At 66.2% G+C, this 25,990-nt stretch carries 27 protein-coding genes; 10 read left to right on the top strand and 17 right to left on the bottom strand.

All coding sequences use genetic code 11. From position 1 onward, the window contains the following. From CDN38_RS10580 to CDN38_RS10530, 11 genes are all read right to left on the bottom strand, one after another. On the bottom strand, positions 1-560 hold a 560-nt coding region (locus tag CDN38_RS10580), incomplete at its 3' end, for a DUF222 domain-containing protein (protein WP_142361353.1). A gap of 323 nt (positions 561-883) precedes the next feature. Beyond that, positions 884-1,333 (bottom strand): DUF5078 domain-containing protein, encoded by a 450-nt coding sequence (locus CDN38_RS10575; RefSeq protein ID WP_075513306.1) that lies wholly within the window; start codon positions 1,331-1,333, stop codon positions 884-886. 76 nt (positions 1,334-1,409) lie between these two features. Beyond that, a complete protein-coding gene (locus CDN38_RS10570; RefSeq protein WP_075513305.1) occupies positions 1,410-2,372 on the bottom strand; it encodes a crotonase/enoyl-CoA hydratase family protein in 963 nt (320 codons plus the stop codon). 43 nt (positions 2,373-2,415) lie between these two features. Then, complete coding sequence (locus CDN38_RS29995) at positions 2,416-2,664, bottom strand: DedA family protein (protein WP_201258311.1); 249 nt, start codon at positions 2,662-2,664, stop codon at positions 2,416-2,418. A gap of 478 nt (positions 2,665-3,142) precedes the next feature. Continuing rightward, complete coding sequence (locus tag CDN38_RS10560) at positions 3,143-5,158, bottom strand: prolyl oligopeptidase family serine peptidase (protein WP_099318943.1); 2,016 nt, start codon at positions 5,156-5,158, stop codon at positions 3,143-3,145. A gap of 48 nt (positions 5,159-5,206) precedes the next feature. Further along, positions 5,207-6,289, bottom strand: a complete 1,083-nt coding sequence (locus CDN38_RS10555) for a zinc-binding dehydrogenase (RefSeq protein ID WP_075513303.1) — start codon at positions 6,287-6,289, stop codon at positions 5,207-5,209. Positions 6,290-6,305: 16 nt separating this feature from the next. Then, positions 6,306-7,454, bottom strand: a complete 1,149-nt coding sequence (locus tag CDN38_RS10550) for an acyl-CoA dehydrogenase family protein (protein WP_075513302.1) — start codon at positions 7,452-7,454, stop codon at positions 6,306-6,308. Beyond that, complete coding sequence (locus CDN38_RS10545) at positions 7,447-8,223, bottom strand: enoyl-CoA hydratase/isomerase family protein (RefSeq protein ID WP_075513301.1); 777 nt, start codon at positions 8,221-8,223, stop codon at positions 7,447-7,449. The genes CDN38_RS10550 and CDN38_RS10545 overlap by 8 nt, the downstream gene beginning before the upstream one ends. An 82-nt stretch (positions 8,224-8,305) precedes the next feature. Further along, positions 8,306-9,454 (bottom strand): acyl-CoA dehydrogenase family protein, encoded by a 1,149-nt coding sequence (locus tag CDN38_RS10540; RefSeq protein WP_075513300.1) that lies wholly within the window; start codon positions 9,452-9,454, stop codon positions 8,306-8,308. Then, entirely contained in the window at positions 9,454-10,308 is an 855-nt protein-coding gene (locus CDN38_RS10535) for an amidohydrolase family protein (protein WP_082277397.1), read from the bottom strand. The genes CDN38_RS10540 and CDN38_RS10535 overlap by 1 nt, the downstream gene beginning before the upstream one ends. Then, entirely contained in the window at positions 10,301-11,473 is a 1,173-nt protein-coding gene (locus CDN38_RS10530; RefSeq protein WP_075513299.1) for an acyl-CoA dehydrogenase family protein, read from the bottom strand. Before CDN38_RS10530 ends, CDN38_RS10535 begins: the two co-directional genes overlap by 8 nt. A 79-nt stretch (positions 11,474-11,552) precedes the next feature. Between CDN38_RS10530 and CDN38_RS10525 the strand changes: the two genes are divergently transcribed. The 5 genes from CDN38_RS10525 to CDN38_RS10505 all read left to right on the top strand — a co-directional run bounded on the left by CDN38_RS10525 (position 11,553) and on the right by CDN38_RS10505 (position 15,149). Further along, on the top strand, positions 11,553-12,158 hold the full coding sequence (locus tag CDN38_RS10525; RefSeq protein WP_161951707.1) for a TetR family transcriptional regulator: 606 nt from the start codon (positions 11,553-11,555) through the stop codon (positions 12,156-12,158). An 84-nt stretch (positions 12,159-12,242) separates the two neighbouring features. Beyond that, on the top strand, positions 12,243-13,766 hold the full coding sequence (gene exaC, locus CDN38_RS10520; RefSeq protein WP_075513297.1) for an acetaldehyde dehydrogenase ExaC: 1,524 nt from the start codon (positions 12,243-12,245) through the stop codon (positions 13,764-13,766). A 33-nt stretch (positions 13,767-13,799) separates the two neighbouring features. Next, on the top strand, positions 13,800-14,288 hold the full coding sequence (locus CDN38_RS10515) for a DUF779 domain-containing protein (RefSeq protein ID WP_075513296.1): 489 nt from the start codon (positions 13,800-13,802) through the stop codon (positions 14,286-14,288). Positions 14,289-14,308: 20 nt separating this feature from the next. Next, on the top strand, positions 14,309-14,587 hold the full coding sequence (locus CDN38_RS10510; protein ID WP_082277395.1) for a putative holin: 279 nt from the start codon (positions 14,309-14,311) through the stop codon (positions 14,585-14,587). Then, positions 14,580-15,149: a hypothetical protein gene (locus CDN38_RS10505; RefSeq protein ID WP_075513294.1), complete on the top strand. Its 570-nt coding sequence runs from the start codon at positions 14,580-14,582 to the stop codon at positions 15,147-15,149. The genes CDN38_RS10510 and CDN38_RS10505 overlap by 8 nt, the downstream gene beginning before the upstream one ends. Here the strand turns inward: CDN38_RS10505 and CDN38_RS29390 are convergent. Together CDN38_RS29390 and CDN38_RS10500 are read right to left on the bottom strand one after the other, a co-directional pair. Further along, positions 15,146-15,394, bottom strand: a complete 249-nt coding sequence (locus CDN38_RS29390) for a PPW family C-terminal domain-containing PPE protein (RefSeq protein ID WP_267888313.1) — start codon at positions 15,392-15,394, stop codon at positions 15,146-15,148. The genes CDN38_RS10505 and CDN38_RS29390 overlap by 4 nt on opposite strands. Before the next feature lie 408 nt (positions 15,395-15,802). Next, positions 15,803-16,555, bottom strand: coding sequence for a hypothetical protein (locus CDN38_RS10500; protein WP_075513293.1), 753 nt, complete (start codon positions 16,553-16,555; stop codon positions 15,803-15,805). 448 nt (positions 16,556-17,003) lie between these two features. Between CDN38_RS10500 and lpdA the strand changes: the two genes are divergently transcribed. Continuing rightward, positions 17,004-18,398, top strand: a complete 1,395-nt coding sequence (gene lpdA, locus CDN38_RS10495; protein ID WP_075513292.1) for a dihydrolipoyl dehydrogenase — start codon at positions 17,004-17,006, stop codon at positions 18,396-18,398. A gap of 9 nt (positions 18,399-18,407) precedes the next feature. Next, positions 18,408-18,683 carry a hypothetical protein gene (locus CDN38_RS10490; RefSeq protein WP_075513291.1) on the top strand — a complete coding sequence of 92 codons (276 nt, stop codon included), beginning with the start codon at positions 18,408-18,410 and terminating at the stop codon, positions 18,681-18,683. An 11-nt stretch (positions 18,684-18,694) separates the two neighbouring features. On the opposite strand, the gene CDN38_RS10485 is transcribed toward CDN38_RS10490, so the two are convergent. Next, complete coding sequence (locus CDN38_RS10485) at positions 18,695-19,261, bottom strand: carboxymuconolactone decarboxylase family protein (RefSeq protein WP_075513290.1); 567 nt, start codon at positions 19,259-19,261, stop codon at positions 18,695-18,697. Beyond that, positions 19,258-20,679, bottom strand: a complete 1,422-nt coding sequence (gene ramB, locus CDN38_RS10480) for an acetate metabolism transcriptional regulator RamB (protein ID WP_075513289.1) — start codon at positions 20,677-20,679, stop codon at positions 19,258-19,260. Before ramB ends, CDN38_RS10485 begins: the two co-directional genes overlap by 4 nt. A gap of 162 nt (positions 20,680-20,841) precedes the next feature. On the opposite strand from ramB, the gene CDN38_RS10475 reads away from it, so the two are divergent. From CDN38_RS10475 to CDN38_RS10465, 3 genes are all read left to right on the top strand, one after another. Further along, positions 20,842-21,636, top strand: coding sequence for an acyl-[acyl-carrier-protein] thioesterase (locus CDN38_RS10475; protein WP_036411682.1), 795 nt, complete (start codon positions 20,842-20,844; stop codon positions 21,634-21,636). 274 nt (positions 21,637-21,910) lie between these two features. After that, a complete protein-coding gene (gene aceA / locus CDN38_RS10470) occupies positions 21,911-23,197 on the top strand; it encodes an isocitrate lyase (RefSeq protein ID WP_075513288.1) in 1,287 nt (428 codons plus the stop codon). Between the two features lie 152 nt (positions 23,198-23,349). Continuing rightward, complete coding sequence (locus CDN38_RS10465; protein WP_075513287.1) at positions 23,350-24,213, top strand: 3-hydroxybutyryl-CoA dehydrogenase; 864 nt, start codon at positions 23,350-23,352, stop codon at positions 24,211-24,213. A gap of 25 nt (positions 24,214-24,238) precedes the next feature. On the opposite strand, the gene pcaA is transcribed toward CDN38_RS10465, so the two are convergent. After that, positions 24,239-25,102 carry a cyclopropane mycolic acid synthase PcaA gene (pcaA, locus tag CDN38_RS10460; protein ID WP_075513286.1) on the bottom strand — a complete coding sequence of 288 codons (864 nt, stop codon included), beginning with the start codon at positions 25,100-25,102 and terminating at the stop codon, positions 24,239-24,241. A 155-nt stretch (positions 25,103-25,257) separates the two neighbouring features. Then, positions 25,258-25,965: a TetR/AcrR family transcriptional regulator gene (locus CDN38_RS10455; RefSeq protein WP_075513285.1), complete on the bottom strand. Its 708-nt coding sequence runs from the start codon at positions 25,963-25,965 to the stop codon at positions 25,258-25,260. Positions 25,966-25,990: the final 25 nt, after the last annotated feature.

Below are 25,990 nucleotides of genomic sequence, written 5' to 3'. Positions count from 1 at the left end.
GCATCACGATAAGACGCCAGCGCGGCGTCGAACTTCGCCGCGTCGTCATGGGCAAGTCTGATCCGCCAACAGCTGAACTGCTCATCGGTGGTCTTGGTGATCGAGGGCTGCGGCTGCGGCCGAGGATCGGGTTCGGGTCGCGGTTCGAGCTTGACCGCGGTGCGCAGCTGGTTGACCGTGGCGACGCGGGCCAGCTGCGCGTAATGCGCATCAGATCCCGCACCGGCCCGGGCGGCGATGACCCCGACCTGATCCAGCGACAACCAGCCCTCCCGCATGCCCGCGACACACTGGGGGAACTCCTCGAACCGGCGCGCCACGGTGGTGATCGTGTGGGCGTTTGTCGACGACGAGCCGAGCTTCCAGGCCAGCAACGCCGCCACCGACCGTGCACCCGTCGCCCCGCACAGCTCGTCGCGCTCCATTTCGGCGGCGATCTCCACGATGCGCCCATCAATCGCGTTGCGCTGACCGGCCAACTCCGCCAACTCCGCAAACAGCACCTCAAGACGCTCGCCAGGACCGGCCATCACAGCACCAGCGGCTGCACTCGACGACATAACGACATCATCGCAGCCGGGTACGACAAGTCTGCGCCGCTGCGTGGCACGTGCTCGACCGCACCCAATCCACGTCGCCAAAACCACACGATCCACACCCCGGACGCACCCAAGACGGTCTAGACGACGCCCACATTGACCACCCAGGACAGCCCCGCCCACGAAATTTAGTGCACAGATCCAGCAGCCCAGACCCGAAAAACAACAGCTCAACCCGCCACGGCTACCGCGAATCCCGAGAAGAGTGAGCCAAGACAGGTCTGAGCCGCAGCGAAGCTAGGAGTGCACGTTGCGCTGCCGTCGATCTCGACGTACGCCGGTGGCTACCCCCAGTTCCACACCGACATGTCGCCGGGCGGGTATTGGTTGCACACCTCGGTGGACTTGGCGACAACGCCCTTGTTGTTGAAGAAGATCTTCATGTGGTTGCGCCAGCCCCACCACAGCGGATCGATGGAATCGTAGAAGTGCTCGGAGTAATCCCGGCGGTCCGCCGGTGACAACGAGAAGAACCAGTGCACCTTGTCCTGGGTCGCCTGCTGGTACTGAGCATGGTTGTTGTAGTCGATCATGTACCGCTCGTAGTACACCGGGCTGGTGTCCCTGGTGGCCGCGAGTATTTGTTCGGCGTCGCAGGTGGTGGCGATGATTCGGCGAGGGATCGGAAAGTCTTCCGTGGAGTCCGCCGTTGCGGTGCTCGGGGCAACCACTGCGGCGACACCCAACGCGAGAAAAACGACGCCTGCGCGCAGGCTAGAAATCAGCCGAGACATAGTTGTTACCGTAACACTTACGGGCCCCGGGCATAGCGCCGAAGGCGGCATTCAGTCACATTCATAGCCCAGCTCACTATGCAGTGCCATCAGGGATGATGACGTGGTTAGGGTCGGGTCGCAGCTCCGGAGGAGCCTGACTGTAGTCGCCGAACGGGCCGTCGCGGCGCTCGACCGCGGCCCGCACCCCCTGGGTTTCGGCGGTCGTGATGAAGTCCAGAGCCTCGGGGGTGTTGCGCATCAGGCCGTCGAGAATGCCGCCCAACGTCTGGGTGGACGCCAGTCCCATGTTCTCGTAGGCCTGGTTGACGATCAGCTTCTGGGCCTGCAACTGCGACAACGGGATTCGTGCCAGCTCGGCGGCGATTTCGGCGACCCGCGTCTCGAGCCGTTCGAAGGGCACCGCCTCGTTGATCAGCTCGACTTCGGCGGCCTGGACACCGGTCAACGGCCGGCCGGTCAGCGCGTGCCACTTGACCTTGGCCAGGCTCAGGCGGTACAGCCACATCCCGCTCAGATAGGCCCCCCACATGCGGCTGTAGGGGGTTCCGATCACGGCGTCCTCGCTGGCGATCACGATGTCGGCGCACAACGCATAGTCGCTGGCGCCGCCCACGCACCAGCCGTGCACCTGCGCGATCACCGGCTTCGACGCCCGCCAGATGGCCATGAACTTCTGCGTCGGACCGGTCTCGCGGGCGGTGACCATTGCGAAATCCTTACCCGGATCCCACTTGCCGGCGGTCATCATGGCCTCGCCCCAGTGCCGGAAGCCGCCGCTGAAGTCGTACCCACCGGAGAAGGCGCGTCCGGCGCCGCGCAGCACGATGACCTTGATGTCTCGGTCGCGCTCGGCCAACCCGACAGCTGCCTCGATCTCGTCGGGCATGGGCGGGACGATCGTGTTGAGGTGTTCCGGGCGATTCAACGTGATGGTGGCGATCGGGCCGGCCGTCGAGTAGAGCAGCGTTTCGAAGTCGGGTGTCGGCCGCGGACCAGACCGGGAAACAGACCGGGAAACAGACCGGGAAATAGACATAGCCGAAGCGAAGCCGCTGGGGGACTCCAATGTCAAGCGCTCGTCAGTGCGAGGCGCACGGGACGTCTTGTGCTTCTTGCGCTTCCGTGTCGTGCCCGGATCGCCGTTTGACAAGCCAACGGACCAGCAGGGCGACGACAAGGACGGCCGACGCTGCCCATACGTACTTCTCGTAGCGCTGGAAATCCGCGTAGATCGCCCCGATGTGATCACCGGCCAGATAACCGACCAACACCCACAGGGCGACCCACGCGACGCCCCCCAGGGCATTGAACGCCAGAAAACGCCACAACCCATGTGGGCCGCCCCGGCAACGATCCCGTTGGCCTGGCGCAGCCCGTCGATGAACCGTGCACCGGCCACCACGACGGCGCCGCGTCTGGAGAAGAAACGCTCGGCCGCGGCCACCCGCTGCTCGGTGAGCAGCAGGTAGCGACCCAAGCGGCGCAACAACCGCCGCCCGCCGCACCGGCCGATGACGTCGCCGGTGTTGTCACCGCCGACCGCCGCCAGCATGCGAGCGCCAGCACGGCGACGAGATTCAACTGCCCGGTGCCGGCGTACAACCCGGCCGCGATCAGGATAGTTTGGCCGGGCAGGGGTACGCCGAAGCCCTCCACCCCGACCAGGACGATGATCGCCGCGTAACCGTCACGGTCCAAGACGGGTGCAAGCGACTGAAGTACTCCGGGCAGTTGCGCAGACATGACAACAGGGGTGCCCAAAGATGGGTGGTGCTAGACGTCCGCGCTCCTGACCCGCTGACAGGGTTACCGGCGCTCGCCCAGCATCTGGTGCAGGAAGGAGTAACTCAACGCCGACTTGAAGGCCAGCTGCTCGTTGTCGGCCGCGCCGGCGTGCCCGCCCTCGATGTTCTCGTAGTACCAGACTTGATGGCCCGCGGCCTCCAGGGCGGCCGTCATCTTGCGTGCGTGGCCCGGGTGGACGCGGTCGTCGCGGGTGGAGGTGGTGATGAGCACCGGCGGGTACTTCCGGTCCGCCGAAATATTCTGGTACGGCGAGTATTCGGAGATGAATTTCCAGTCGTCGGGGTTGTCGGGGTCGCCGTATTCGGCCATCCAGGAGGCTCCGGCCAGCAGCAGGTGATAGCGCTTCATGTCCAGCAGCGGCACATCGCAGACCAGCGCGCCGAACTTCTCCGGGTACTTGGTCAGCATGATGCCCATCAGCAGCCCGCCGTTGCTGCCGCCCCGGGCGCCGAGCTGCTCCACGGTCGTGATACCGCGTTTCACCAAATCCGTTGCGACTGAGGCGAAGTCCTCGGCCACCTTGTGCCGGTCAGCACGCATCGCCTGGGTGTGCCAGCCGGGTCCGTACTCGCCGCCGCCGCGGATGTTGGCCACCACGTAGGTGCCGCCGCGGGCCAGCCACAACCGGCCCAGCACGCCGTCGTATGCGGGTGTTCTGGACGTCTCGAAGCCGCCGTAGCCGCTTAGCAGCGTGGGGCCGGGTCCGTCGGCGGCTGCGGGCCGCACGACGAAATACGGAATGGCCGTCCCGTCGTCGGACTCGGTGAAATACTGTGCCACCGTGATGTTTTCGGCATCGAAGAAAGCCGGTGCGGACTTGATCGGAGCGAGTTGTCCGTCGTCGGTGCCGCGCAGCAGTCGCGACGGCGTGTCGAATCCACCGGAATCGAGGAAAAACTCGTCGCCGTGGTTGTCGGCGGTGACGACGACGGTGTGGGTGGCCGCGGGGATGCCCGCCAACCGTTGTCGCTGCCAGCTGCCCGGGGTGGCGATCTCGACGCGGCTGGCGACGTCGGCGAGCGTCACGATCAGCAGCCGATCGCGGGTCCACAGGTACTGATACAGGGCGGTATGTGGGTCGGGTTCGAATACCACACGCAATTGCGCTGTGCCGGCGAGGAATTCGTTGTAGTCCGCGGCCAGCAGGGCGCCCGCGGGGTAGGTGGTGGCAGCTACCGTCCAGTCGGTGCGAAGTTCGATCAGCAGCCACTCGCGGTGCACGGACACACTGGCGTCGGTGGGCGCATCGATCCGGATCAGCTCTGCGCCGCGCAGCTCGTAGACCTCGTCGTTCCAGAAGTCGAGTGCCCGCGCGATCATGGTGCGCTCGAAGCCGGGGGTGCGATCCACTGACGCCATGACGCGTACGTCGGCGCGGGCGCCCTCGAACACCGTCTCCGCCTCGGCCAGCGGGGTGCCCCGGCGCCATCGCTTGACCACCCGAGGGTAGCCGGATTCGGTGAGGGAATCAGCGCCGAAGTCGGTGCCCACTAGTACGGTTTCCGGGTCTTGCCAGGCGATCTGGGACTTGGCTTGCGCCAACTCGAATCCGCCGTCGACGAATTGACGTGTCAGCATGTCGAATTCACGCACGACGGACGCATCCGAGCCGCCCGGAGACAGAGCGATCAGCGCGCGGGTATGGTCGGGTTCGATGACGCCGGCGCCGGCCCACACCCATTTCTGGCCGTCCGCTCGTCCGAGTTCGTCGACATCGATCAGGACGTCCCATTCCGGGTTGTCGGTGCGGTAGCTGTCCAGCGTGGTGCGCCGCCACAGCCCCCTGGGGTTGGCGGCATCGCGCCAGAAGTTGTACAGGTATTCGCCGCGGCGCACCACGTAGGGGATCCGGGTATCGGTGTCGAGCACCTCGAGCGCCGCGGCCCGCATCTCCTCGAACTCGCCGCCGCAGAACCGGGCCATGGTCGGCTCGTTGCGTGCGCGCACCCAGTCCAGCGCGTCCTCGTCGGTGATGTTCTCCAGCCACAGGTACGGGTCGGTGGTCACGGAGGCCATTGTGGTAGCAGCCGCTGTCGCGCCAGTCCCCAGGTGCGATGCTCGTGTTCAGGTCGCGTCGGTGGGAAAGGTGACAATCGGGCGGGGGGAGCGATATTCGGCCAGTTCCGTCAGGGCGTCGTTGGCGTTGTCGAGACCGAACCGGCCGCCGGTGAGCTCGTCGAGACGCAGCCGCCCCTGGGCGTAGAGGTCGGCGAGAAGGGGAAAGTCGCGCCACGGGTCGGCGGAGCCGTAGATCGAACCGGTGAGGGCTTTTTCCATCAGGAGGTGGAATGGAGACACGGTGATGGTGGCCGCGAAGGAGGGCAGGCCGACGACGACCGCGGTGCCACCTGGCCGGACGGCGTCGAGCAGCCGTGCCATGATGTGCGGTGCGCCGGTCGCTTCGAGCGCGACATCGGCGCCGCCGGCCGTGCGGTCGACGATCTCGCCGACGGCATCGGCCGCGTCGACAACGTCGGTGGCACCCAGCTCGGCCGCCAGCGCGCGCCGGGCAGCAACCGGGTCGACCGCGAAAATGCGGCGGGCACCAGCGATCCGTGCGCCCTGAACAGCCGACAGCCCGACGGCACCGCAACCGAAGACGGCAACGGTGTCACCGGTTTTCACGGCCGCAGCATGGACCACGGCGCCGAATCCGGTGGTGACACCGCAGCCGAGCAGGCACAGCCGCTCCAGGTCGGCGCCGGCCGACATGGGCACGGCGCACGCCTCGGGCACCACGACCGCCTCGGCAAGACAGCCCAAACCCATGTATGCGCCCATTACCGTCGGGCCTCGCGACAAGCAGCCACCCGGTGGGCTGGTGGAGAGCCGCTGACAAAGCTGCGGGCGGCCCTCCAGACAGCGCGGGCAGCCGCCGCAACGGGGCGTCCACGACAAAACGACCGGTGTCCCGGCGGCGACGCGCACCCCTTCGCCGGCGGCGTCGATCACGCCGGCGCCTTCGTGGCCGAGGACGGCGGGGAAGCGCAGACCCTCACCGGTCTGCGCGACGTGCAGGTCGCTGCGGCAGATGGCCGCCGCCCGCATCCGCACCCGCACCTCGCCGGGACCGGGCTCGGCCAGGTCGAGCTCCTCGATGCGCAGCGGCGAGCCGGGTGCCTCGATCACCGCGGCCTTGACCTTCATGGTTGCTCTCCCTTGGTCACGGGCGGAATCCGGCGGTGAGTGCCTTGGCGATCAGTTCGCGCTGCACCTCGTTGGCGCCTTCGCCGTATTCGAGGACCTTGCAGTCCCGGTAGTAGCGCTGCACCGGGCTGTCGAGCATGAAGCCGTGGGCGCCGTGCAGATGCATGGCCCGCTCGGCGATCCAGGTGGCAGCCTCGGAGGCCACCAGTTTGGCGATCGACGCGTCGGTGCCGGCGTCGCAACCGGGCGCCAGGGTCGCCGCCGCCCCGTAGACCAGCGCGCGGGCGCCGCGTAGGCGAGCGGCCATGTCGGCGAGTGTGAATCGCACGCCCTGTAGCGCGGCCAACGGCGCGCCGAATTGTTCCCGGCGCGCCACGTGGGTAGTGGCGGCGCCGAGCGCAGCACCGGCGAGCCCGAGGGCCAGTGCGCCGCCATAGACGCGGCCGCGCGACAGTACCGAAAGGCATTGGCGGAAGCCATCTTCCGCATCGCCGACCAGCCGGTCGCCGGGCACCGGGCAGCCATCGAAATGCAGCTCGGCCAGTTCCGAGGGATGCATGCCGACCTTCGCCATCGGCCGCCGGGTCAACCTCGGCGAGTCGCCGTCGACCACGAGCACCGACAAGCCGCGCAGCCGGCCCGGTTGGCCGGAGGTGCGGGCGACGACGACGATGACGTCGGCGAAAGTGCCGTTGGTGATGTAGAGCTTGGACCCGTCGAGCAGGTAGCTGCCACCGTCACGGCGCGCTGCCAGGCGCACCCGGGTGACGTCGGCGCCGGCGTCGGGCTCGGCATACGCCCAGGCGCCGGTGGCCTGCCCGGCCAGCAGGCGGGGCAGGTACCGCTCCCGCAGCGCGGGCGCGGCGACGTCGGCGAGGGCAGCAGCAGCCAGCGCGACATGCACATAGACACCCAGCGCGACCCCGGCCGAGGCCCGGGCCAGCTCCTCGATCAGGATGCAGCGCTCGACCGGTCCGCCGCCCGAGCCGCCATGCTCCTCGGGGAACCCGACACCGAGCCACCCCAGACTGCCGAGCCGCGCGAAAAGCTCGGTGGGGTAACGGTCTTCGGCATCCCACCGGCTGGCGTGCGGCGCGATCTCGGTGGCGGCGAAGCGGGCCACCTCGGCGCGGAACGCCTCTTGCTCGGCGCCGAGCTCACTCACCGGTGAACTCCGGGCGGCGCTTCTGCTGGAAGGCGGCCACGCCCTCGCGGTGGTCGGCGGTCTGCAGACATTGGACCTGGGCAAAGATCTCGAACTCGAACTCGCCGTCCATGTCGACCCCCAACGAACGGTGCAGGGCCCGCTTGGTCCATGCGTGCGCGATCGGCGCTCCCGTCGCGAGCTGTTCGCTCCACCGCCGCACCTCTTCGGCGAGGCCTTCACGTGGAACGACCCGGTGCACCAGGCCGAGGCCCAGCGCCTCCTCGGCCGACACCAGCCGACCGGTGAACATCAGCTCGCTGGCCGCACCCAGACCGACCAGGCGCGGCAGGAACCATCCGGCCGACATGTCGCAGCCGGCCAGCCCGATCGGCGTGAACGGCGAGCCGAGGCGGATGCCGGCGGCCGCGAGGCGCAGGTCGCACGCCATCGCGAGGCCAAGGCCGCCGCCGACGGTGTCGCCGTGCAGCGCGGCGATGACCGGTTTGTCCATCGCGACGATTTCGCGGACCGGGTCGAGGTAGCGGCGCACGATCCGTTCCCACTCCTGGGCGCTGCGCTCGGTCATCTCCGCCTGGTCGGCTCCCACGCAGAACGCCCGCCCGGCTCCGGCCAGCACCACCACCCGCGCCGGCGATGCGGCGGCCTCGGCGAGCGCGTTGACCAGCCGGTCGACCATCGGAATGGAGATCGCGTTGAGCCGCTCGGGACGGTTGAGTGTCACCGTGGCCACCGCGCCGGTCATGTCAACCTCGACCTCGGTGTTCATCAGACGGTTCTCCCTTCCTGCGCTGCGACCGGTCCGCAAAACGTGTCCGCCCTGAGCACGCCCGGTCCTTGGAACACCGCGCTCATTGCAGCCCCAGGTGGCGGCTGATGATATTGCGCTGGATCTGGCTGGTCCCGCCGCCGAGCTCGCAGCCGCGGGCCTCCAGGAACCGCCGCATGAACGGCGATTCCTCCTCGTAGCCGCGTGCCCCGGCCGTCTGCAGCGCAGCGTCGGTGGCCCGTACCGCGACGTTGTTGGCCATCATCTTCGCCATCGACACCTCCAGCGGACTGGGACCGTCGGCATCGCACTTTCGGGCGGCGCCGTAGACCAGCAGACGGGCCGCGGCGATCTCGGCGTGGGCGGTGGCCAGCGGGTGGGCCACCGCCTGGAATCCCCCGATGGGCTTGCCGTACTGGCGGCGCTGGCGGGCGTAGCCGACCGCGTCGTCGACCGCGGCCTGCGCGACACCGACGGCCTGCGCCGCATTCGCCAGCCGTTCGGGGCCCATCAGCCGCCCGAGGTTGCGCCATCCCTCACCCTCGGCGCCGAGCATTGCGTCGTCGCCGACGATCACCGAGTCGTAGACGACGTCGTCGACCGGCAGACCCCGCATCGCGGCGAAATCCCGCCGCTCGAACCGCAGCCCGTCGACGGGCGGCTCCACGAGGAACAGGCTGATACCGCGGTGGCTGGAGCCGGGATCGGTCGCGGTGCGCGCCGCGGTGATCAGTACCTCGGCCCGCTCGGCGCCGCTGCAGGGACCCTTACGCCCGTCGATGCGCCATCCGCCGTCGACCCGGGTGGCTGTGGTGGTCATCGCCGCGAAGTCCGACCCGGCCCCTGGCTCGGACATGGCCAGCCCGAACCGCACCGCGCCCGCCGCGACGGCGGGCAGCAACCGCTCGCGCTGGGCGGGTGAGCCGCAGATTTCCAGCGCGTGGGAACCGAAGATCGTCGCAGTGATGTACAGAGTCGCCAGCGAGATCGTCGTCTTGGCGACCTCCTCGACGAACACGCACAAGTCGGTGACGGTGCCGGCCCGCCCGCCGTGCTCGACCGGCACCGGGATGCCGCACCAACCCCGGGTCGCGCACGCCGCCCAGAACTCCTCGGGGTATTCGCGGTCGTGCTCGAGCGCAGCGACGCGCTGCGGGGGATAGGCCTCGTCGAGCCAGGCTCGCACCTCGGCCCGCAGCCGACGCTGCTCGTCGGTGAGAAAGACGTCCATCACGCATCGAGGCCGAAGACTCGGGCGGCATTGGTGCGCAAGATCTTTCGGGTTGCGGTGTCGGAGAAGCCGCAGTCGTACACGTCGTCGACGGTGCGGTCGAACGGCAGCAGCGGGTAGTCGGTACCCCAGATCAGCTTGTCCTGGCCCCAGCCGCCGGCGAACTCGCGCAGCGACGGCGACCAGCGCCGGGCCGGGCGGGCCGACGTCTCGACATAGACGTTCGGATGCTTCCAGGCCAGGATCATCATCTCCTCCTCCCATGGGTTGCCGACGTGCGTGCCCACGATGGTGAGCTCGGGGAAGGTGAGCGCGACCTCGTCGAGATAGATCGGCCGCCCGCATTCCGAGGGCAGCAGCGGGCCGGTGTGACCGACCTGAATGGCCACCGGGATGCCGTACTCACAGCACGCGACGTAAATGGGCCAGTACATCCGGTCGGTGGGCGGCGGCGCGGTGGTGCGGCCGTCGCCGTATTGGTAGGGCTCCAGGCGTACCGCCCGCATGCCCAGCTCCTCCACGCAGCGGCGCAGCTCCCGCATCGCCGGCACCGGGTCGCGGATGTCGACGGTGCAGCAGCCGATCAGTCGGTCCGGTGCTTTGGCGACGTAGGCGGCAGTCTCGTCGTTGTCGACGACCCAGGTGTCGAGGAACTTGAACGACGATGCGACGCCCCACTCGACGTCGGCCGCGTCCATCTCGGCCAGCACCTCATCGAGGGTGAAACCGCGCCGGAACCGTTCGGCCACACCGTATTTGGCGAAGATGTGCCAAAACGGGTCGGGCCAGCGGTCGGCGGTGCCCGGCCCGGCGATCGTCATCCAGGCGTCGATTGCGTGCACGCGATCAGTCACGGCTGCTCCTTGTGGTCAGGGCGCGGGCGACGAGCTCGCGCATGATCTCCGACGTGCCGGCGCCGACCGAGAATCCGGCGACGTCGCGGTAGTAACGCGGTACCGGGGACTCCTCCATCTGTCCGAAGCCGCCGTGCAGCTGCAGCACTTCGGCGGCCACGAATTGGGCGGCCTGCGCGGCGGCCAGCTTGGCCATCGACACCGCCACCTCGGCGGCCGGATCGCGGCGGTTCAATAGGTCGGCGGCCTGGTAGGTGAGCAGTCGAGTCGCCTCCAGCCGGGTCGCCATGTCCGCGAACCGGTGACGCCAGGTCTGGAAGTTCCACAGCGCGTCGCCGAACGCGTGGCGCGCGCCGGCGTAGTCGAGGCCCATCGTGATCAGGTGCTCCATCGCCCCGACCGCGAGGGCGGCGATCACCAGGCGCTCACCGGCGAAGTGCGCCAGGATATAGCGCATTCCCCGCCCCTCCTCACCGATGAGGTTCGCGGCCGGGATGCGGCAGTCGCCGAAGAACAGCTCGCCGGTATCGGAGGCTCGTGCTCCCAGCTTGTCCAGGCGCCGGCCAACCGAGAACCCGGGCGTGTCGGTGGGGAACACCACGAGCGAGATACCGCGGGGCCCCGGCTCGCCGGTGCGCACGGCCAGGGTGAGGAAGTCGGCCCGGGTGCCGTTAGAGATGAACGTCTTCTGGCCCGAGATCACATACTCGTCGCCGTCGCGGCGCGCCCTGGCGCAGATCGCGGCGACATCGGAGCCAGCGCCCGGCTCGGACACGCCGATGGCGCCGATCAGTTCGCCGCGGATCGCGGGCTCCAGATAGGCGGCCTTCAGCTCGTCCGATGCCTCGTCGGCGAGGGCGGACAATGCGAACTCCGACTGGGCCATCAGCCCGACCGCGGTGCCGATCGAGTCCCCTTTGGCCAGCTCCTCACACAGCACCACGGTGGCGAAATAGTCCAGGCCGCTGCCGCCCCAGCGCGGCTCGTAGCGCAATCCCAGCAACCCGGTCTTCGCTGCCTTGACATACAGGTCGCGAGGGAAGACGCCCGCGGCCTCCCAGTCGGCGGCGTGCGGCTGGATCTCCCGCGCCACGAAGGCGGCCACCGTCGCGCGGAAGACCTCATGGTCCTCACTCAGGTACACCGACGGCTGACGCGGATACATGTCGCTACCTCACGAATTCAAGATTGACTGACCAAACTACAAGTCTGGTCAGTAATCGTCAATCGCTATGATGAGCGACATGGCACCGGTCGCCGCGAGCCCCCCACCGCGCGAGCGTCTGGTGGCGGCCGCTGAGGAGCAGTTCCGGCGTTTCGGGTACCGCAGGACCACCGTCGACGACATCACCCGTCGGGCCGGCACCGGCAAGGGCAGCCTCTACCTGCACTTCGACTCCAAGGAATCGGTGTACCTCGCGGTCATCGAGGCCTCGGTAGAGCGCTTCGTGACGCGGGCCACGGCTGCCCTTCATGCCGAGGGCAGCGTGCCCCGCCGGCTCGCCGCCCTGGTTCAGGTGACCGCCGAACATTACGGTCACGATGAATTGCTGCGTGCCTCGCTGCTCGGCGACTCGAACCTGGTTGACGGCCGGCCCGCGGCACTGGCTGCCGACATCCAGCGCAGCCGCATCCGGGCGCTGCTCAGCGAGATCCTCGAGGAAGGTCGCCGCGACGGGACGCTGCGCGCCGACATCGATCCGGACACCACCGCGGCGGTGCTGTTCGAGATGGGGTGGGGCGTGGTTCGCGCCGGGATTGAAGAGGCCAGCGGTGTGCCGTTGGAGACAGCCCTGGCCACCCTCAACGACATCGTCGGCCGAGGCGTCCGTGCCGGGCGGCGTATCTGACGACGAATCCGGTACCTCACTGCAACAGCGCTACTGTGAACTGTGTTACATCGTTGATCTGAGGTTGACAGAGGAGCCGAGCAGATGACCGTCTTTGCACGTCCGGGTTCCACCGGTGCGCTGATGTCGTATGAATCCCGGTACGAGAACTTCATCGGCGGCGAATGGGTCGCACCCGCCCAGGGCCGCTACTTCGAAAACCTGACGCCGGTGACCGGCCAGCCGTTCTGTGAGATACCGCGTTCCGACGAGGCCGACGTCGACAAGGCGCTCGACGCCGCGCACGCCGCGGCGCCGGGGTGGGGCAAGACCGCGCCCGCCGCGCGGGCGGCGATCCTGAACAAGATCGCCGACCGCATCGACGAAAACCGGGCCGCGCTGGCGGTGGCCGAAGTGTGGGACAACGGCAAACCGGTCAGGGAAGCGCTGGCCGCCGACATTCCGCTGGCCGCAGACCATTTCCGGTATTTCGCTGCGGCGATCCGTGCCCAGGAGGGCACGCTCTCCCAGATCGACGAGAACACCGTCGCCTACCACTTCCACGAGCCGCTCGGAGTGGTCGGCCAAATCATTCCGTGGAACTTCCCGATCCTGATGGGCGCCTGGAAATTGGCGCCGGCGCTGGCCGCCGGCAACACGGTGGTGCTCAAACCCGCCGAGCAGACGCCGGCCTCGGTGCTCTATCTGATGTCGCTGATCGCTGACCTGCTGCCGCCGGGTGTGGTCAACGTCGTCAACGGATTCGGCTTCGAGGCCGGAAAACCGCTGGCGTCCAGCAACCGGATCGCCAAGGTGGCCTTCACCGGCGAGACCACGACCGGTCGGCTGATCATGCAATATGCCTCCCAGAACCTGATCCCGGTCACCCTGGAACTCGGCGGCAAGAGCCCCAACATCTTCTTCTCCGACGTGATGGCCGCCAACGACGATTTCCAGGACAAAGCGCTGGAGGGCTTCACCATGTTTGCGCTCAACCAGGGCGAGGTGTGCACCTGCCCGTCGCGCAGCCTGATCCAGGCCGACATCTACGACGAGTTCCTGGAGCTGGCCGCGATCCGAACCAAGGCGGTTCGGCAAGGCGATCCGCTGAACACCGAGACGATGCTGGGCTCGCAGGCCTCCAACGACCAGCTCGAGAAGATCTTGTCCTACATCGAGATCGGCAAGGAGGAGGGAGCCAAGGTCATCACCGGCGGCGAGCGCGCCGACCTCGGAGGTGACCTTGCCGGCGGGTTCTACGTGCAGCCCACCATCTTCGCCGGCAACAACGCGATGCGAATCTTCCAGGAGGAGATCTTCGGCCCGGTGGTGGCGGTCACGTCGTTCACCGACTACCAGGATGCGATCGGCATTGCCAACGACACCCTCTACGGTCTGGGAGCGGGTGTGTGGAGCCGCGACGGCAATACCGCCTACCGGGCCGGGCGCGACATTCAGGCCGGCCGGGTGTGGGTCAACTGCTACCACGTCTATCCCGCGCACGCGGCGTTCGGCGGCTACAAGCAGTCCGGCTTCGGCCGGGAGGGCCACAAGATGATGCTCGACCACTACCAGCAGACCAAGAACCTGATGGTGTCCTATTCCGACAAGGCGCTGGGATTGTTCTGACAATGGGGCTGTTGTGATGCTCGGGCTGTCGTGATGAACCCGCCCACCCGCGCGGTCATCACCGCGTCGGCCGCCGAGTTGCTGGCCCGGCTGCACGACCGGCACGGTCCGCTGATGTTTCACCAGTCCGGCGGCTGCTGCGACGGGTCCTCGCCGATGTGCTACCCGCAAGGGGACTTCCTCGTCGGTGACCGCGACGTCCTGCTCGGCGTGCTCGATGTGACGGAAGCGGGCGTGCCGGTATGGATCTCCGGTCCGCAGTACCAGGCTCAGTATCGAGAGCAGCACACCCAACTGGTTATCGACGTGGTGCCGGGCCGCGGCAGCGGGTTCAGCCTGGAAGCCCCCGAGGGTGTGCGCTTTCTCAGTCGCGGCCGGGTCTTCACCGACGAAGAGAAGGCCCTGGTAGAAGCTGTTCCGGTGATCACCGGCCTGGCTTACGCGCGGGGCGAGCGGCCGCCGGTACGTGGTGAGGTTGTCGCCGACAACGCGCCGGGAGCGTGCCGGACCACTGGGGCGTAACCGCAGTAAGGTCGTACAACGTGATTCCCCTTCCACGTGCGCGGCTGCTGACGAGCGCCATGCTGGTTGGTAACGCGGTCGGCTTGCTGGCGGGCGTGGCGGGAACCGTCTTGGTCCATACGCCGATGCGGCCGGACATCGTCATTGCGCTGGTCGTCGGGATTCCCAGCGTGCTCGGGCTGGCGATCATCCTGTTTTCCGGGCGTCGTTGGGTGACGACGCTGGGCGCCTTCATCCTCGCGATGGCGCCGGGTTGGTTCGGAGTGCTTGTGGCGATCCAGGTGGCAACCGGTGGCTGACAAAGAGGTTGACCAAGATCACGTTTCGGACCCGGGGACGGCGCCGTTTGTGCCCGATTTCGACACCGGCTCGCAGCCCTTGCCCGTGGTGGCCGCCCAAGCGGAGAAGGCGGACTCGACGACGACGCAGCCCAAGGAGGAACCGCAAAGCCCGTCGTCGACCCCGCCGGTCGCGGAGGCATCCACTGACGCGTCGGCGGGCGAGTCGGCTGCCACACCGGTGCAGGTGCCCGGCCGCTACCAGTACCTGAAGTGGTGGAAGTTGCTGCTGGTCATCCTCGGCGCGTGGTTCGCTGCGGCCGAGATCGGGCTGAGTCTGTTCTATTGGTGGTATCACACCCTGGATAAGACGGCGGCCGTCTTTGTCGTCCTGGTTTATGTGGTCGCGTGCACCGTGGGCGGCCTGATTCTGTCGATGGTGCAGGGCCGGCCCATGATCGCGGCGTTGTCGCTTGGGGTGATGTCGGGGCCGTTTGCCTCTGTCGCCGCGGCGGCAACGCTGTACGGCTACTACTACTGCGAGCGGGTAGGCCACTGTCTGGTTGGCGTCATCCCGTATTAGGCGCTCACGGGCAAGGTGTGCGCAGCGTCGAGCAAACCCGGCTCCCAACCGGCCGGCAGCATTGGCACCCGCGCGCCACCACCCGACTCACCACCGCCGATCGTGGTCAACCCGCCGGCCTGCACCACCGCCCCGGCGGGCGTGGTCCCGGCAAACCCGATCACGCCAGCACCCTGATCAGCAGGCTTGCGCGATGCTCCACTGCCGCGCCTGACTGGCGTTGCCGTGAGGCGGCCGTTGGCCACGACGAATAGGCGACCAGTAGTGTGTATCGTATACTGTATGATTGTATGGTGCTACTGCAATAGGGAGTTGAGCTCCCTGCGTAGCGGGCCATCAAGCCAGTGCTCGTGACTCGCTATCGCGTGGCCGTCTCGGAGCCGGTTCGGGCGGATTCATCGTCGGGGCCTCGTCGCATTGACCACGACTGTCACATGTGTCTCTGCGCCGGTCGGCACCCGATGTGCCCAGCTGTGAGCGGCAGTTTCGGTCGCGCCGTGCTGCGAATGAGGTTGTCGCGCAGGTGGGGACGCCGAGCGGCACCTCCGACAGAGGCCGGTGTTGCGGATGTGGCTAAGCAGCGACCCGGTGCTGGGAATCGTGAGCCACGGTCACCTTCGACAAACACCATCCTGGAGTCAGCGCTTGGCCGACTATCCGCGAAGCCTTCCGACCCCGCCGAGTTCGGCACCAAGCGTGATCCTGTTGAGGTCGGGATATGCGAGCGCCGCGTAGTGCTGTACCAATGCAGGCAAGTCGGCGAGCCGCACAACCAGACTCTCAAATGGCGAGAGCGATATCGCAACCATGTGCCCTTCGGCCCGATCAACCTCCGTTGGCGCAATGAGCACTACCCCTTGCAATGTGGGCCGTGATATCGCGGGTGAGATGAAAGGCGAGACCATACCTTTCAATAGCCCTAGCTCTGATTCGGGACCGTAATCCGCCGGATTGATCCGGCAATCTTTCACCGCACGTCTGGCAAGGCCCAGTTCTGCGGCGACGCGGTGTAACAACCGGCGATTGATGGTGAAATCGCCCGCCCCGGTGAACAGAAAGTGCTGGTGGTCCAGCCGCACCGTCATCGTCTTGTTGACCAGCAGCACGGTGCCGTTGAGCCCGCCCGCTATCAGGGTCTGCTTGGTGCTGGCTTTCACGGAGGGCGGATGGCGAATGATCGCGTGGTAAATGCCCAGGCTGGAAATGATGCCATGCAGGAGTTCGATCGCTGCACAGGAAAGAGTCCCGACATCGAGCAGGTTTTCCCGCCGCTTCAGTTGAGCCGTCGCCGCGGCGCCGGGCAGCGTCGCCCAAACCTCCTCAATGGGCGGCAGCGTCGCAATACATCGTTCGATCGTAGTGAACGACCGCGGCGGCAGCGCGCTTACCGCGAGCATCGTGGCCATGTTTGTGCCGGTGTCCTCGGTGCCGGTGTCCCCGGGCCAGACCGGTGATCGGCCCGGCCAAAACGATGCTCTCGGATATCGGTAAACCCCATTGCGCCCACTTCTTTCGATTGCGTCAATTCTAAAGTCGCGGCCCCCGGTGCCGCGTCGAATCGACGAACGAAATTTAAGTAGCGTCGCGGCCGATCGGACGGCGCGCACCGTTCGGGGTGACCGGCGACTGCCGCATCGTCACGACCGATTTCCAACGACTTGCAGCGTCTTCCGGCGGCTGCCAGCGACTTCGTCGCCCCGCGTTGCGGATCGGTTTTCACACATCGAGCGGATCGTGCCGGCTATGCCAGTCGCCGCCATAGGTGTCAACGGCTGTGGTGATCTGTGGTGATCGCTATCGCGACTGCCGTGACTCGGTCCCGGTCCAGGCATTGGAGCCATTAGGGTAGTGCCCGTGACTCACTATGACGTCGTCGTCCTCGGAGCCGGTCCGGGCGGATACGTGGCCGCTATTCGTTCCGCGCAGCTCGGTCTGAACACTGCAATCGTCGAACCGAAGTACTGGGGCGGCGTCTGCCTCAACGTCGGCTGCATTCCGTCCAAGGCGTTGCTGCGCAACGCCGAACTGGTGCACATCTTCACCAAGGACGCCAAGGCTTTCGGCATCAGCGGTGAGGCCACCTTCGACTACGGCATCGCCTTCGACCGGAGCCGAAAGGTGGCCGAGGGTCGCGTCGCCGGGGTGCATTTCTTGATGAAGAAGAACAAGATCACCGAGATCCACGGCTACGGCAGGTTTGCCGATGCCAACACGCTCTCGGTCGATCTCAACGACGGCGGTACCCAAGAGGTCACCTTCGACAACGCCATCATCGCCACCGGCGCCAGCACCCGGCTGGTGCCCGGCACGTCGCTGTCGGCCAACGTGGTCACCTACGAGGAACAAATACTGTCCCGGGAGTTGCCGAAGTCGATCATCATCGCCGGCGCCGGCGCCATCGGGATGGAGTTCGGCTACGTGCTCAAGAACTACGGCGTCGACGTGACCATCGTGGAATTCTTGCCGCGGGCACTGCCCAACGAAGATGCCGAGGTCTCCAAGGAGATCGAGAAGCAATTCAAGAAGCTGGGCGTCAAGATTCTCACCGGTACCAAGTGCGAATCGATCACCGACGACGGCTCCGAGGTCACGGTGGTGGTCAGCAAGGACGGCAAAACCGAGGAGCTCAAGGCCGAGAAAGTATTGCAGGCCATCGGTTTTGCGCCCAATGTCGACGGCTACGGGCTGGACAAGGCCGGCGTTGCGCTGACCGACCGCAAGGCCATCGGCATCACCGAGTACATGCAGACCAGCGTCGGCCACATCTACGCCATCGGCGATGTCACCGGGCAGCTGATGCTGGCCCATGTCGCCGAGGCCATGGGCGTGGTCGCGGCCGAAACCATCGCCGGCGCAGAGACTTTGGAGTTGGGTGACTACCGGATGTTGCCGCGGGCTACGTTCTGCCAACCCCAGGTCGCCAGCTTCGGGCTTACCGAACAGCAGGCCCGCGACGAAGGTTATGACGTTGTGGTGGCGAAATTCCCGTTCACCGCCAACGGCAAGGCGCACGGCTTGGGCGACCCGAGTGGTTTCGCCAAATTGGTGGCCGACGCCAAGCACGGGGAACTGCTGGGCGGGCACCTGATCGGCCACGACGTGTCCGAACTGCTGCCCGAACTCACCCTGGCACAGAAGTGGGATCTGACGGCCACCGAACTGGCACGTAACGTCCACACTCACCCGACGATGTCGGAGGCGCTGCAGGAGTGCTTCCATGGCCTGACCGGGCACATGATCAACTTCTGAGTCACCTCAATGATTCGCACCGAGACCCTCGCGGGTGGCATCGGCGGTCTGGCCACCGGCTACGTGCTGTGGCTGGTGGCCATTTCGATCGGCGAGGACCTCACCACGGTGAGCAGCTGGAGCATGGTGGTGCTGATGCTGTCGGGCGTGCTGGCCGTCGGTGCCGTGCTGGGCGGCTTGCTGCTGCGCTGGCGCAGCAACCACTTGTGGGCGGCCTTCGCGTTCGGCCTGCCGATTCTGCCCGTGGCGCTGACGTTGGCGGTGCTGGCCGACCTCTATTTCTGATATCTGAACCGCTAGCGCGGGTTGTCCAACGGAATGTTGAGCGCCGTTATCGTCGCCGCCAGCCCGTCGTATTGGGTTGCCAGCATGCAGAATTCGATCAGCTGCCGCTGTTTGAGGTGACTCGCCAGCTGCTGCCAGGTTTCGGCGGTGATCGACCGGTCCTTGATCAACTCGTCGGTCGCCTTCAACAGCGCCTGCTGCCGGGCGCTGAGTACCTTTCGGGGCCCGTCGCCCACCGGAACGTCGGGCCACGCGAAGATCGTGGCCTGTGTCTGCGCGTCCAACCCGGCGGCGCGCGCCATCCGGCGATGGTGTTGCAGCTCGTATTCGCATGATCGCAAATGCGCCACCCGCAGGATCACCAACTCGGTGTCGATTCGGGGCAGCCGGCCGCGCAGCAGCCGGCCGCCGTAGAGCAGCCAGGCCCAGAACAGCGACTGGCGGTAGCCCAGTGTGGTGAACAGGTGCATTTCCGGCGCTCGGACCGCACGTGCTCCCAGCTTCGCGAGAACCCAGTTGATCGGCCCCAGCTGGCGTAACCGGCCCGACGGGATGCGCGCGACCTGGTCCCCGGTCATGGCTGCTTGACCAGGTAGGGGGACACGGTACTGCGATGCTCGTCGAGGTCGAGCGCGCGGCCGAGCGCGGGGAAGGCCCGCTGCGGACAGTTGTCACGTTCGCATACTCGGCAACCTGCGCCGATCGGTGTGGCGGTGTTCGGATCCCCGGACAAGTCGAGTCCTTCCGAGTAGACGAGTCGGTGCGCGTGGCGAAGTTCGCAACCCAGTCCGATCGCGAAGGCTTTGCCGGGCTGACCATACCGGGCGGCGCGTCGCTCCACGGTGCGGGCCACCCACATGTAGTTGCGGCCGTCGGGCATCTGGGCGATCTGCACCAGGATCTTGCCCGGATTGGCGAACGTCTCGTAGACGTTCCACAGCGGGCAGGTTCCGCCGCTGGAGGAGAAGTGAAAACCCGTGGCGGACTGGCGTTTCGACATGTTGCCGGCGCGGTCAACCCGGATGAAGGAGAATGGCACGCCGCGCATCGACGGCCGTTGTAATGTCGACAGCCGGTGCGCGATGGTCTCGTAGCTCACCGAGTAGAACGCCGACAGGCGCTCCACGTCGTAGCGGAAATTCTCGGCGACATCGTGGAATTGACGGTAGGGCAGCACCGCGGCCGCGGCGAAGTAATTGGCCAGCCCCAGCCGGGCCAGCGTGCGGGATTCGTCGCTGGTGAACTTGCCCTCTTCGACCAGGGTGTCGATCAGGTCGCCGAACTCGAGGAAAGCCAGCTCGGCGGCCATCTTGAACAATTGCTGACCGGGGGCGAGGTGATTGCTGATCTCCAGCGTCTTGGACATGGGTTCGTAGCGGTGCAGCACGCCGTCGCCGAGGTCGATCCGCCTGTTGATGTGCACCCCGTGCACCTCGGTGAGTCGTCGGGTCAGCTCGCGGCCCAGATCGCCATGGTGCATCCGCATCTGGATCGTCAGGTCCTCGGCGGCGGTGTCCAGCTCATGCAGGTAGTTCTGCCGCTGGTAGAAGTAGTCGCGTACCTCTTCGTGCGGCATGGTGATCGACCCGGTGCCGCTGCCGTCGGAGAAGCGCTCTTCGGTGGCGGCGGCCAGCTGTGCGGTGGTGATCCGGTACCGCCGGTGCAGATTGACCATCGCCCGCGCCAGGGCCGGATGTGCGCTGACCACCTCGGCGACTTCGGTCGGGTCGACGTCGATATCCAGGTCGCGGTCCATGGTGACCTCCCGCAACTCGGCGACCAGCCGGGTGTCGTCTTGGGAGGCGAAGAAGGTCGCGTCCACGCCGAACACCTCGGTGATCCGGAGCAGCACCGCCACGGTCAGCGGCCGGACGTCATGCTCGATCTGGTTGAGGTAGCTCGGCGAGATCTCCAGCATCTGGGCAAGCGCCGCCTGGCTGAACCCGCGCTCGCTGCGCAGCTGGCGGACCCGGGACCCGACGAACGTCTTGGACACTTCACCGAGCGTACCGGCTGTGCTAAGCCATGTTTCGCAGAGTTCGCATATGGGCGCCCCCCAGTGTTCCGATTGGTGTTTTCAAGGCGTCGTTGGCATGATTCGCATCAGGCTTTCAGGGTCAACCTGGGGTTCGCACGAGGAGGAACGGGGAGTAGAGCCGTGAGCCTGGACAAAGAATTGATGCCGGTGCCGGACGGTCACCCCAGCGTGTTCGATCGCGAGTGGCCACTGCGGGTCGGCGACATCGACCGCACCGGCCGGTTGCGGCTGGACGCGGCGTGCCGGCACATCCAGGACATCGGCCAGGACCAGTTGCGCGAGATGGGCTTCGAGGAGACCCATCCGCTGTGGATAGTCCGGCGCACCATGGTGGACATGATCCGGCCGATCGAGTTCCAGGACATGCTGCGGTGCCGACGGTGGTGTTCGGGAACCTCCAACCGGTGGTGCGAGATGCGTGTTCGTATAGACGGACGCAAAGGCGGGCTGATCGAATCCGAAGCGTTCTGGATCCACGTCAACCGGGAAACCGAGATGCCGGCGCGCATTGCCGACGACTTCCTGGCGGGTTTGCACAAGACAACTTCGGTTGACCGGCTGCGGTGGAAGGGCTATCTCAAGCCGGGCAGCCGTGATGACGCCACCGAAATCCACGAGTTCCCGGTCCGGGTCACCGACATCGACTTGTTCGACCACATGAACAACTCCGTGTACTGGAGCGTGATCGAGGACTACCTGGCCGGCCACACCGACCTGTTGGCGGGGCCGTTGCGGGTGACCATCGAGCACGAGGCGCCGGTGGCGCTGGGCGACAAGCTGGAGATCATCTCGCACGTTCATCCGCCCGGCTCGACCGAACAATTCGGTTCCGGGCTGGCTGACCGTACTGTTACAACGCTCACATATGCGGTTGGCGATGAGACGAAAGCCGTCGCAGCCATCTTCGCCCGCTAGTACCGGCCCGTTACCGCAAATCCGCGTCTTGACCTGCGGCTTTACCGTTACCGGCGGGTAGGTTCTGTAACGGTTCAGTTGAGTGGCGACTTTGCAAAATTAGCAAAATCGCCGAAAGTCATTGCTGAACTTGGCAAATGAAATGGGTAGACCAGGTTAGCTGGCTGTGCCATGGTCGGATTAGCACACCAGTGAAGCTGGGCCCTCCGCACCGTCGCGGTCGCGCCGTGGTCTCAGCAGTCCAGCAAATTGAGTGACCGTTAGGAGCAGTCCAATGTCTGTGGTTGGCACCCCGAAGAGCGCTGAGCAAATCCAGCACGATTGGGACCACAACCCCCGGTGGCAGGGCATCACCCGCACCTACACCCCCCAGGATGTCGTCGCCCTGCAGGGCCACGTCGTCGAGGAGCACACGCTGGCCCGCCGCGGCGCCGAGGTGCTCTGGGAGCAGCTGCACGAGATGGACTTCGTCAACGCGCTGGGCGCGTTGACCGGCAACATGGCCGTCCAGCAGGTGCGCGCCGGCCTGAAGGCCATCTACCTGTCGGGCTGGCAGGTCGCCGGCGACGCGAACCTGTCGGGCCACACCTACCCCGACCAGAGCCTGTACCCGGCCAACTCGGTGCCGCAGGTCGTCCGGCGCATCAACAACGCGCTGCTGCGCGCCGACGAAATCGCCAAGGTCGAGAACGACCGTTCCGTCGACAACTGGCTGGTGCCGATCGTCGCCGACGGTGAGGCCGGCTTCGGCGGCGCGCTCAACGTCTACGAGCTGCAGAAGGCCATGGTCGCCGCCGGTGTGGCCGGCACCCACTGGGAGGACCAGCTGGCCTCGGAGAAGAAGTGCGGCCACCTCGGCGGCAAGGTGCTGATACCCACCCAGCAGCACATCCGCACGCTGACCTCGGCGCGGCTGGCGGCCGACGTCGCCGGTGTCCCCACCGTCGTCATCGCCCGGACCGACGCCGAGGCGGCCACGCTGATCACCTCCGACGTCGACGAGCGCGACCGCCCGTTCATCACCGGCGAGCGCACCGCCGAGGGCTTCTACCGCACCAAGAACGGCCTGGAGCCCTGCATCGCCCGCGCCAAGGCTTACGCGCCGTACGCCGACCTGATCTGGATGGAGACGGCTACTCCGGATCTGGAGCTGGCCAAGCGGTTCGCCGAGGGTGTCAAGGCCGAGTTCCCCGACCAGCTGCTGGCCTACAACTGCTCGCCGTCGTTCAACTGGCGCAAGCACCTCGATGACGCCACCATCGCCAAGTTCCAGAAGGAGCTGGGTGCGATGGGCTTCAAGTTCCAGTTCATCACGCTGGCCGGTTTCCACGCGCTCAACTACTCGATGTTCGATCTGGCCTACGGCTACGCCCGCAACCAGATGAGCGCTTATGTCGAGCTGCAGGAGCGCGAGTTCGCCGCCGAGGAGCGCGGCTACACCGCCACCAAGCACCAGCGCGAGGTCGGTGCCGGCTACTTCGACCGGATCGCCACCACGGTGGACCCGACGTCGTCGACCACGGCGCTGGCCGGTTCGACCGAAGAGGGCCAGTTCCACTGAGCTGGCCGAGCAGTCGCAGACTCGCACTTCTGCTGCGCAGTTGATGCGAGTCTGTGTCTGCTCGCAGGAGAAGTTGACAGCGTAGGCCCTGCCCAGCCAACCTGGGCGGGGCCTACTGCGGTGCAGGACAATCCGATTCGGAAGAGGTAACAGTGAGTGACGCAGCGATCCAGCGGGTAGGGGTGATCGGGGCCGGCCAGATGGGGTCCGGAATCGCCGAGGTCTCGGTCCGCGCGGGCGTCGAAGTGACGGTGTTCGAGACGACCGAGGCGCTGGTCACCGCCGGACGCAACCGCATCGTGAAATCGCTGGAGCGAGGCGTCAGCGCGGGCAAGGTGACAGAGCGCGAGCGGGACCGCGCGCTGAGCAACTTGACCTTCACCACGGACCTGAGTGACCTGGCCGACCGGCAACTGGTGATCGAGGCCGTGGTCGAGGACGAAGCCATCAAGGCCGCGATCTTCGCTGAACTCGACCGAGTCGTCACCGATCCCAACGCGGTGCTGGCATCCAACACCTCCAGCATCCCGGTCATGAGAATCGCCGCGGCCACGAAGAACCCTCAGCGAGTGTTGGGTCTGCACTTCTTCAATCCGGTCCCGGTGCTGCCGCTGGTCGAGTTGGTCACCACGCTGGTCACCGACGAGGCCGCTGCCGCACGCATCGAGGAGTTTGCCGGCACCGTCCTGGGCAAGCAGGTGGTGCGCTGCACCGACCGATCCGGTTTCGTGGTGAACGCCCTTCTGGTGCCGTATCTGTTGTCGGCGATACGGATGGTCGAAGCCGGGTTCGCCACGGTCGAAGATGTCGACAAGGCCGTCGTTGCCGGGCTGTCGCATCCGATGGGACCGTTGCGCTTGTCCGACCTCGTCGGCCTCGACACGCTCAAGCTGATCGCGGACAAGATGTTCGAGGAGTTCAAGGAGCCGCTGTACGGACCGCCGCCGCTATTGCTGCGGATGGTCGAGGCAGGCCAGCTGGGTAAGAAATCCGGTCGGGGTTTCTACACGTATTGACGTGTAGCGACGTGCCGGAGCGACGCTACTTCTCCAACGTGAACTGGTCGACGTCGGTGTAGCCCTCGCGGAACAGTTTCGCGCAACCCGTGAGGTACTTCATATAGCGGTCGTAGACCTTCTCGGACTGGATCGCGATCGCCTTCTCCCTGTTGGCTTCCAACGCCGCTGCCCAAGTGTCCAGTGTCTTTGCGTAGTGCAGCTGCAACGACTGAACCCGGGTCACTTTGAATCCGGCCGCAGCTGCGTGCTCTTCGACCGAGGGGATGGTTGGCAGCCAACCGCCAGGGAAGATCTCGGCGAGGATGAACTGGGTGAAGTGGACAATTTCGTGGGTCAGCCTTACGCCGCGCTCTCTACCCTCTTTGAAGGTCGGGCGGGCGATAGTGTGCAGCAGCATCACGCCGTCAGAGGGCAGTACGTTGTAAGCCATCTTGAAAAAGCGTGGGTAGCGCTGACGACCGAAGTGCTCGAAAGCGCCGATCGAGACGATCCGGTCGACAGGCTCGTGGAATTTTTCCCACCCTTCCAGCAACACCCGCCTGGTGCGGGGGGTGTCCAACTTGTCGAACATCTGCTGGACGTGGGCCGCCTGGTTCTCGGATAATGTCAGGCCCACGACGTTGACGTCGTACTTTTCGATGGCTCGCCGCATGGTGGCACCCCAGCCGCAGCCGATGTCCAACAATGTCATCCCGGGCTCGAGCTTGAGCTTTCCCAGCGAAAGGTCGATCTTTGCCAGCTGCGCCTCTTCCAGCGTCATGTCGTCTCGCTCGAAGTATGCGCAGCTGTAGGTCTGGGTGGGGTCCAGAAACAGCCGGAAGAAGTCGTCGGACAGGTCGTAGTGGGCTTGGACGTTTCCGAAATGCGGCGTGAGCTGCACAGACATAGCGGTCGGGCCTTTCTGCTTCACAGGGCGTGGCTCAGCGCACCCTGGTCTCCCCCCGGATGCCCCTCAAGCATGTTAGCCGTTGCGAACAGTCTGCAACGGTCATGGCAACCGCCCTTGGATCCGGACCGGCACGGCCCTGCCGCGCGGTGCACCTATTCCACCGGTCGCCATGGCGGCACGATCGGCGTTGGATGTGGCTGCTCGCGGAACTTTTCCAGCGATCCGCCGGCCTCCACGATCCCGCACAACGCACTCCAGCTCAGCATCGTCAGGTAGTCGATCAGCTCGTCGCTGGTCATTCGCGGCGCCGACATCCAGGAGTGGGTGGCCAGTTGAACGCCGCCGACGATCAGATACGCCCACGGTTCCACCCCGCCGGTGTCCATGCCGACCTCCTGCATGCGGCGGCGCAGCATCACCGCGATCATGCGGGCAATGATCCGCTCGGAGTCGGCGATCACCTTGCTCTTGCTGGCCGAGCTGTTGGCCATCACGAACCGGTACGGCTCGGGTTCGGACGCCACCGTTTCCACATAAACACGGATGACTTCGCGGGTCAGCTCGTAGCCGTCGAGGTTCGATGACAGCGCCGCGGCCATATTCGGAATCAACGTGGTCTGCGCAAACCGCATCATCACCGCGGTCGTCAGGTCATTCTTGTCGACGAAGTAGCGGTAGAGCACCGTCTTGGAAACGCCGATCTCCGCCGCGATCTCGTCCATGCTCAGGAAGCGGCCGCGGACGCGAATGGCCTCGATTGTCCCATCGACGAGTTCGTTGCGCCGCTCCACCTTGTGCTGGTGCCAGCGCCGCTTGCGCCCATCCGTTTTGCCCGTCACGGCCGGGATATGCTCTGTCACTCTCTGCCGATTCCCATTCACTAGA

The organism is Mycobacterium ostraviense, from assembly GCF_002705925.1.
In the GTDB taxonomy this organism is placed as follows: Bacteria; Actinomycetota; Actinomycetes; order Mycobacteriales; family Mycobacteriaceae; genus Mycobacterium; species Mycobacterium ostraviense.
Note: the sequence above shows the minus strand (reverse complement) of the source record. Positions and strands in the feature narration are given on the sequence as shown.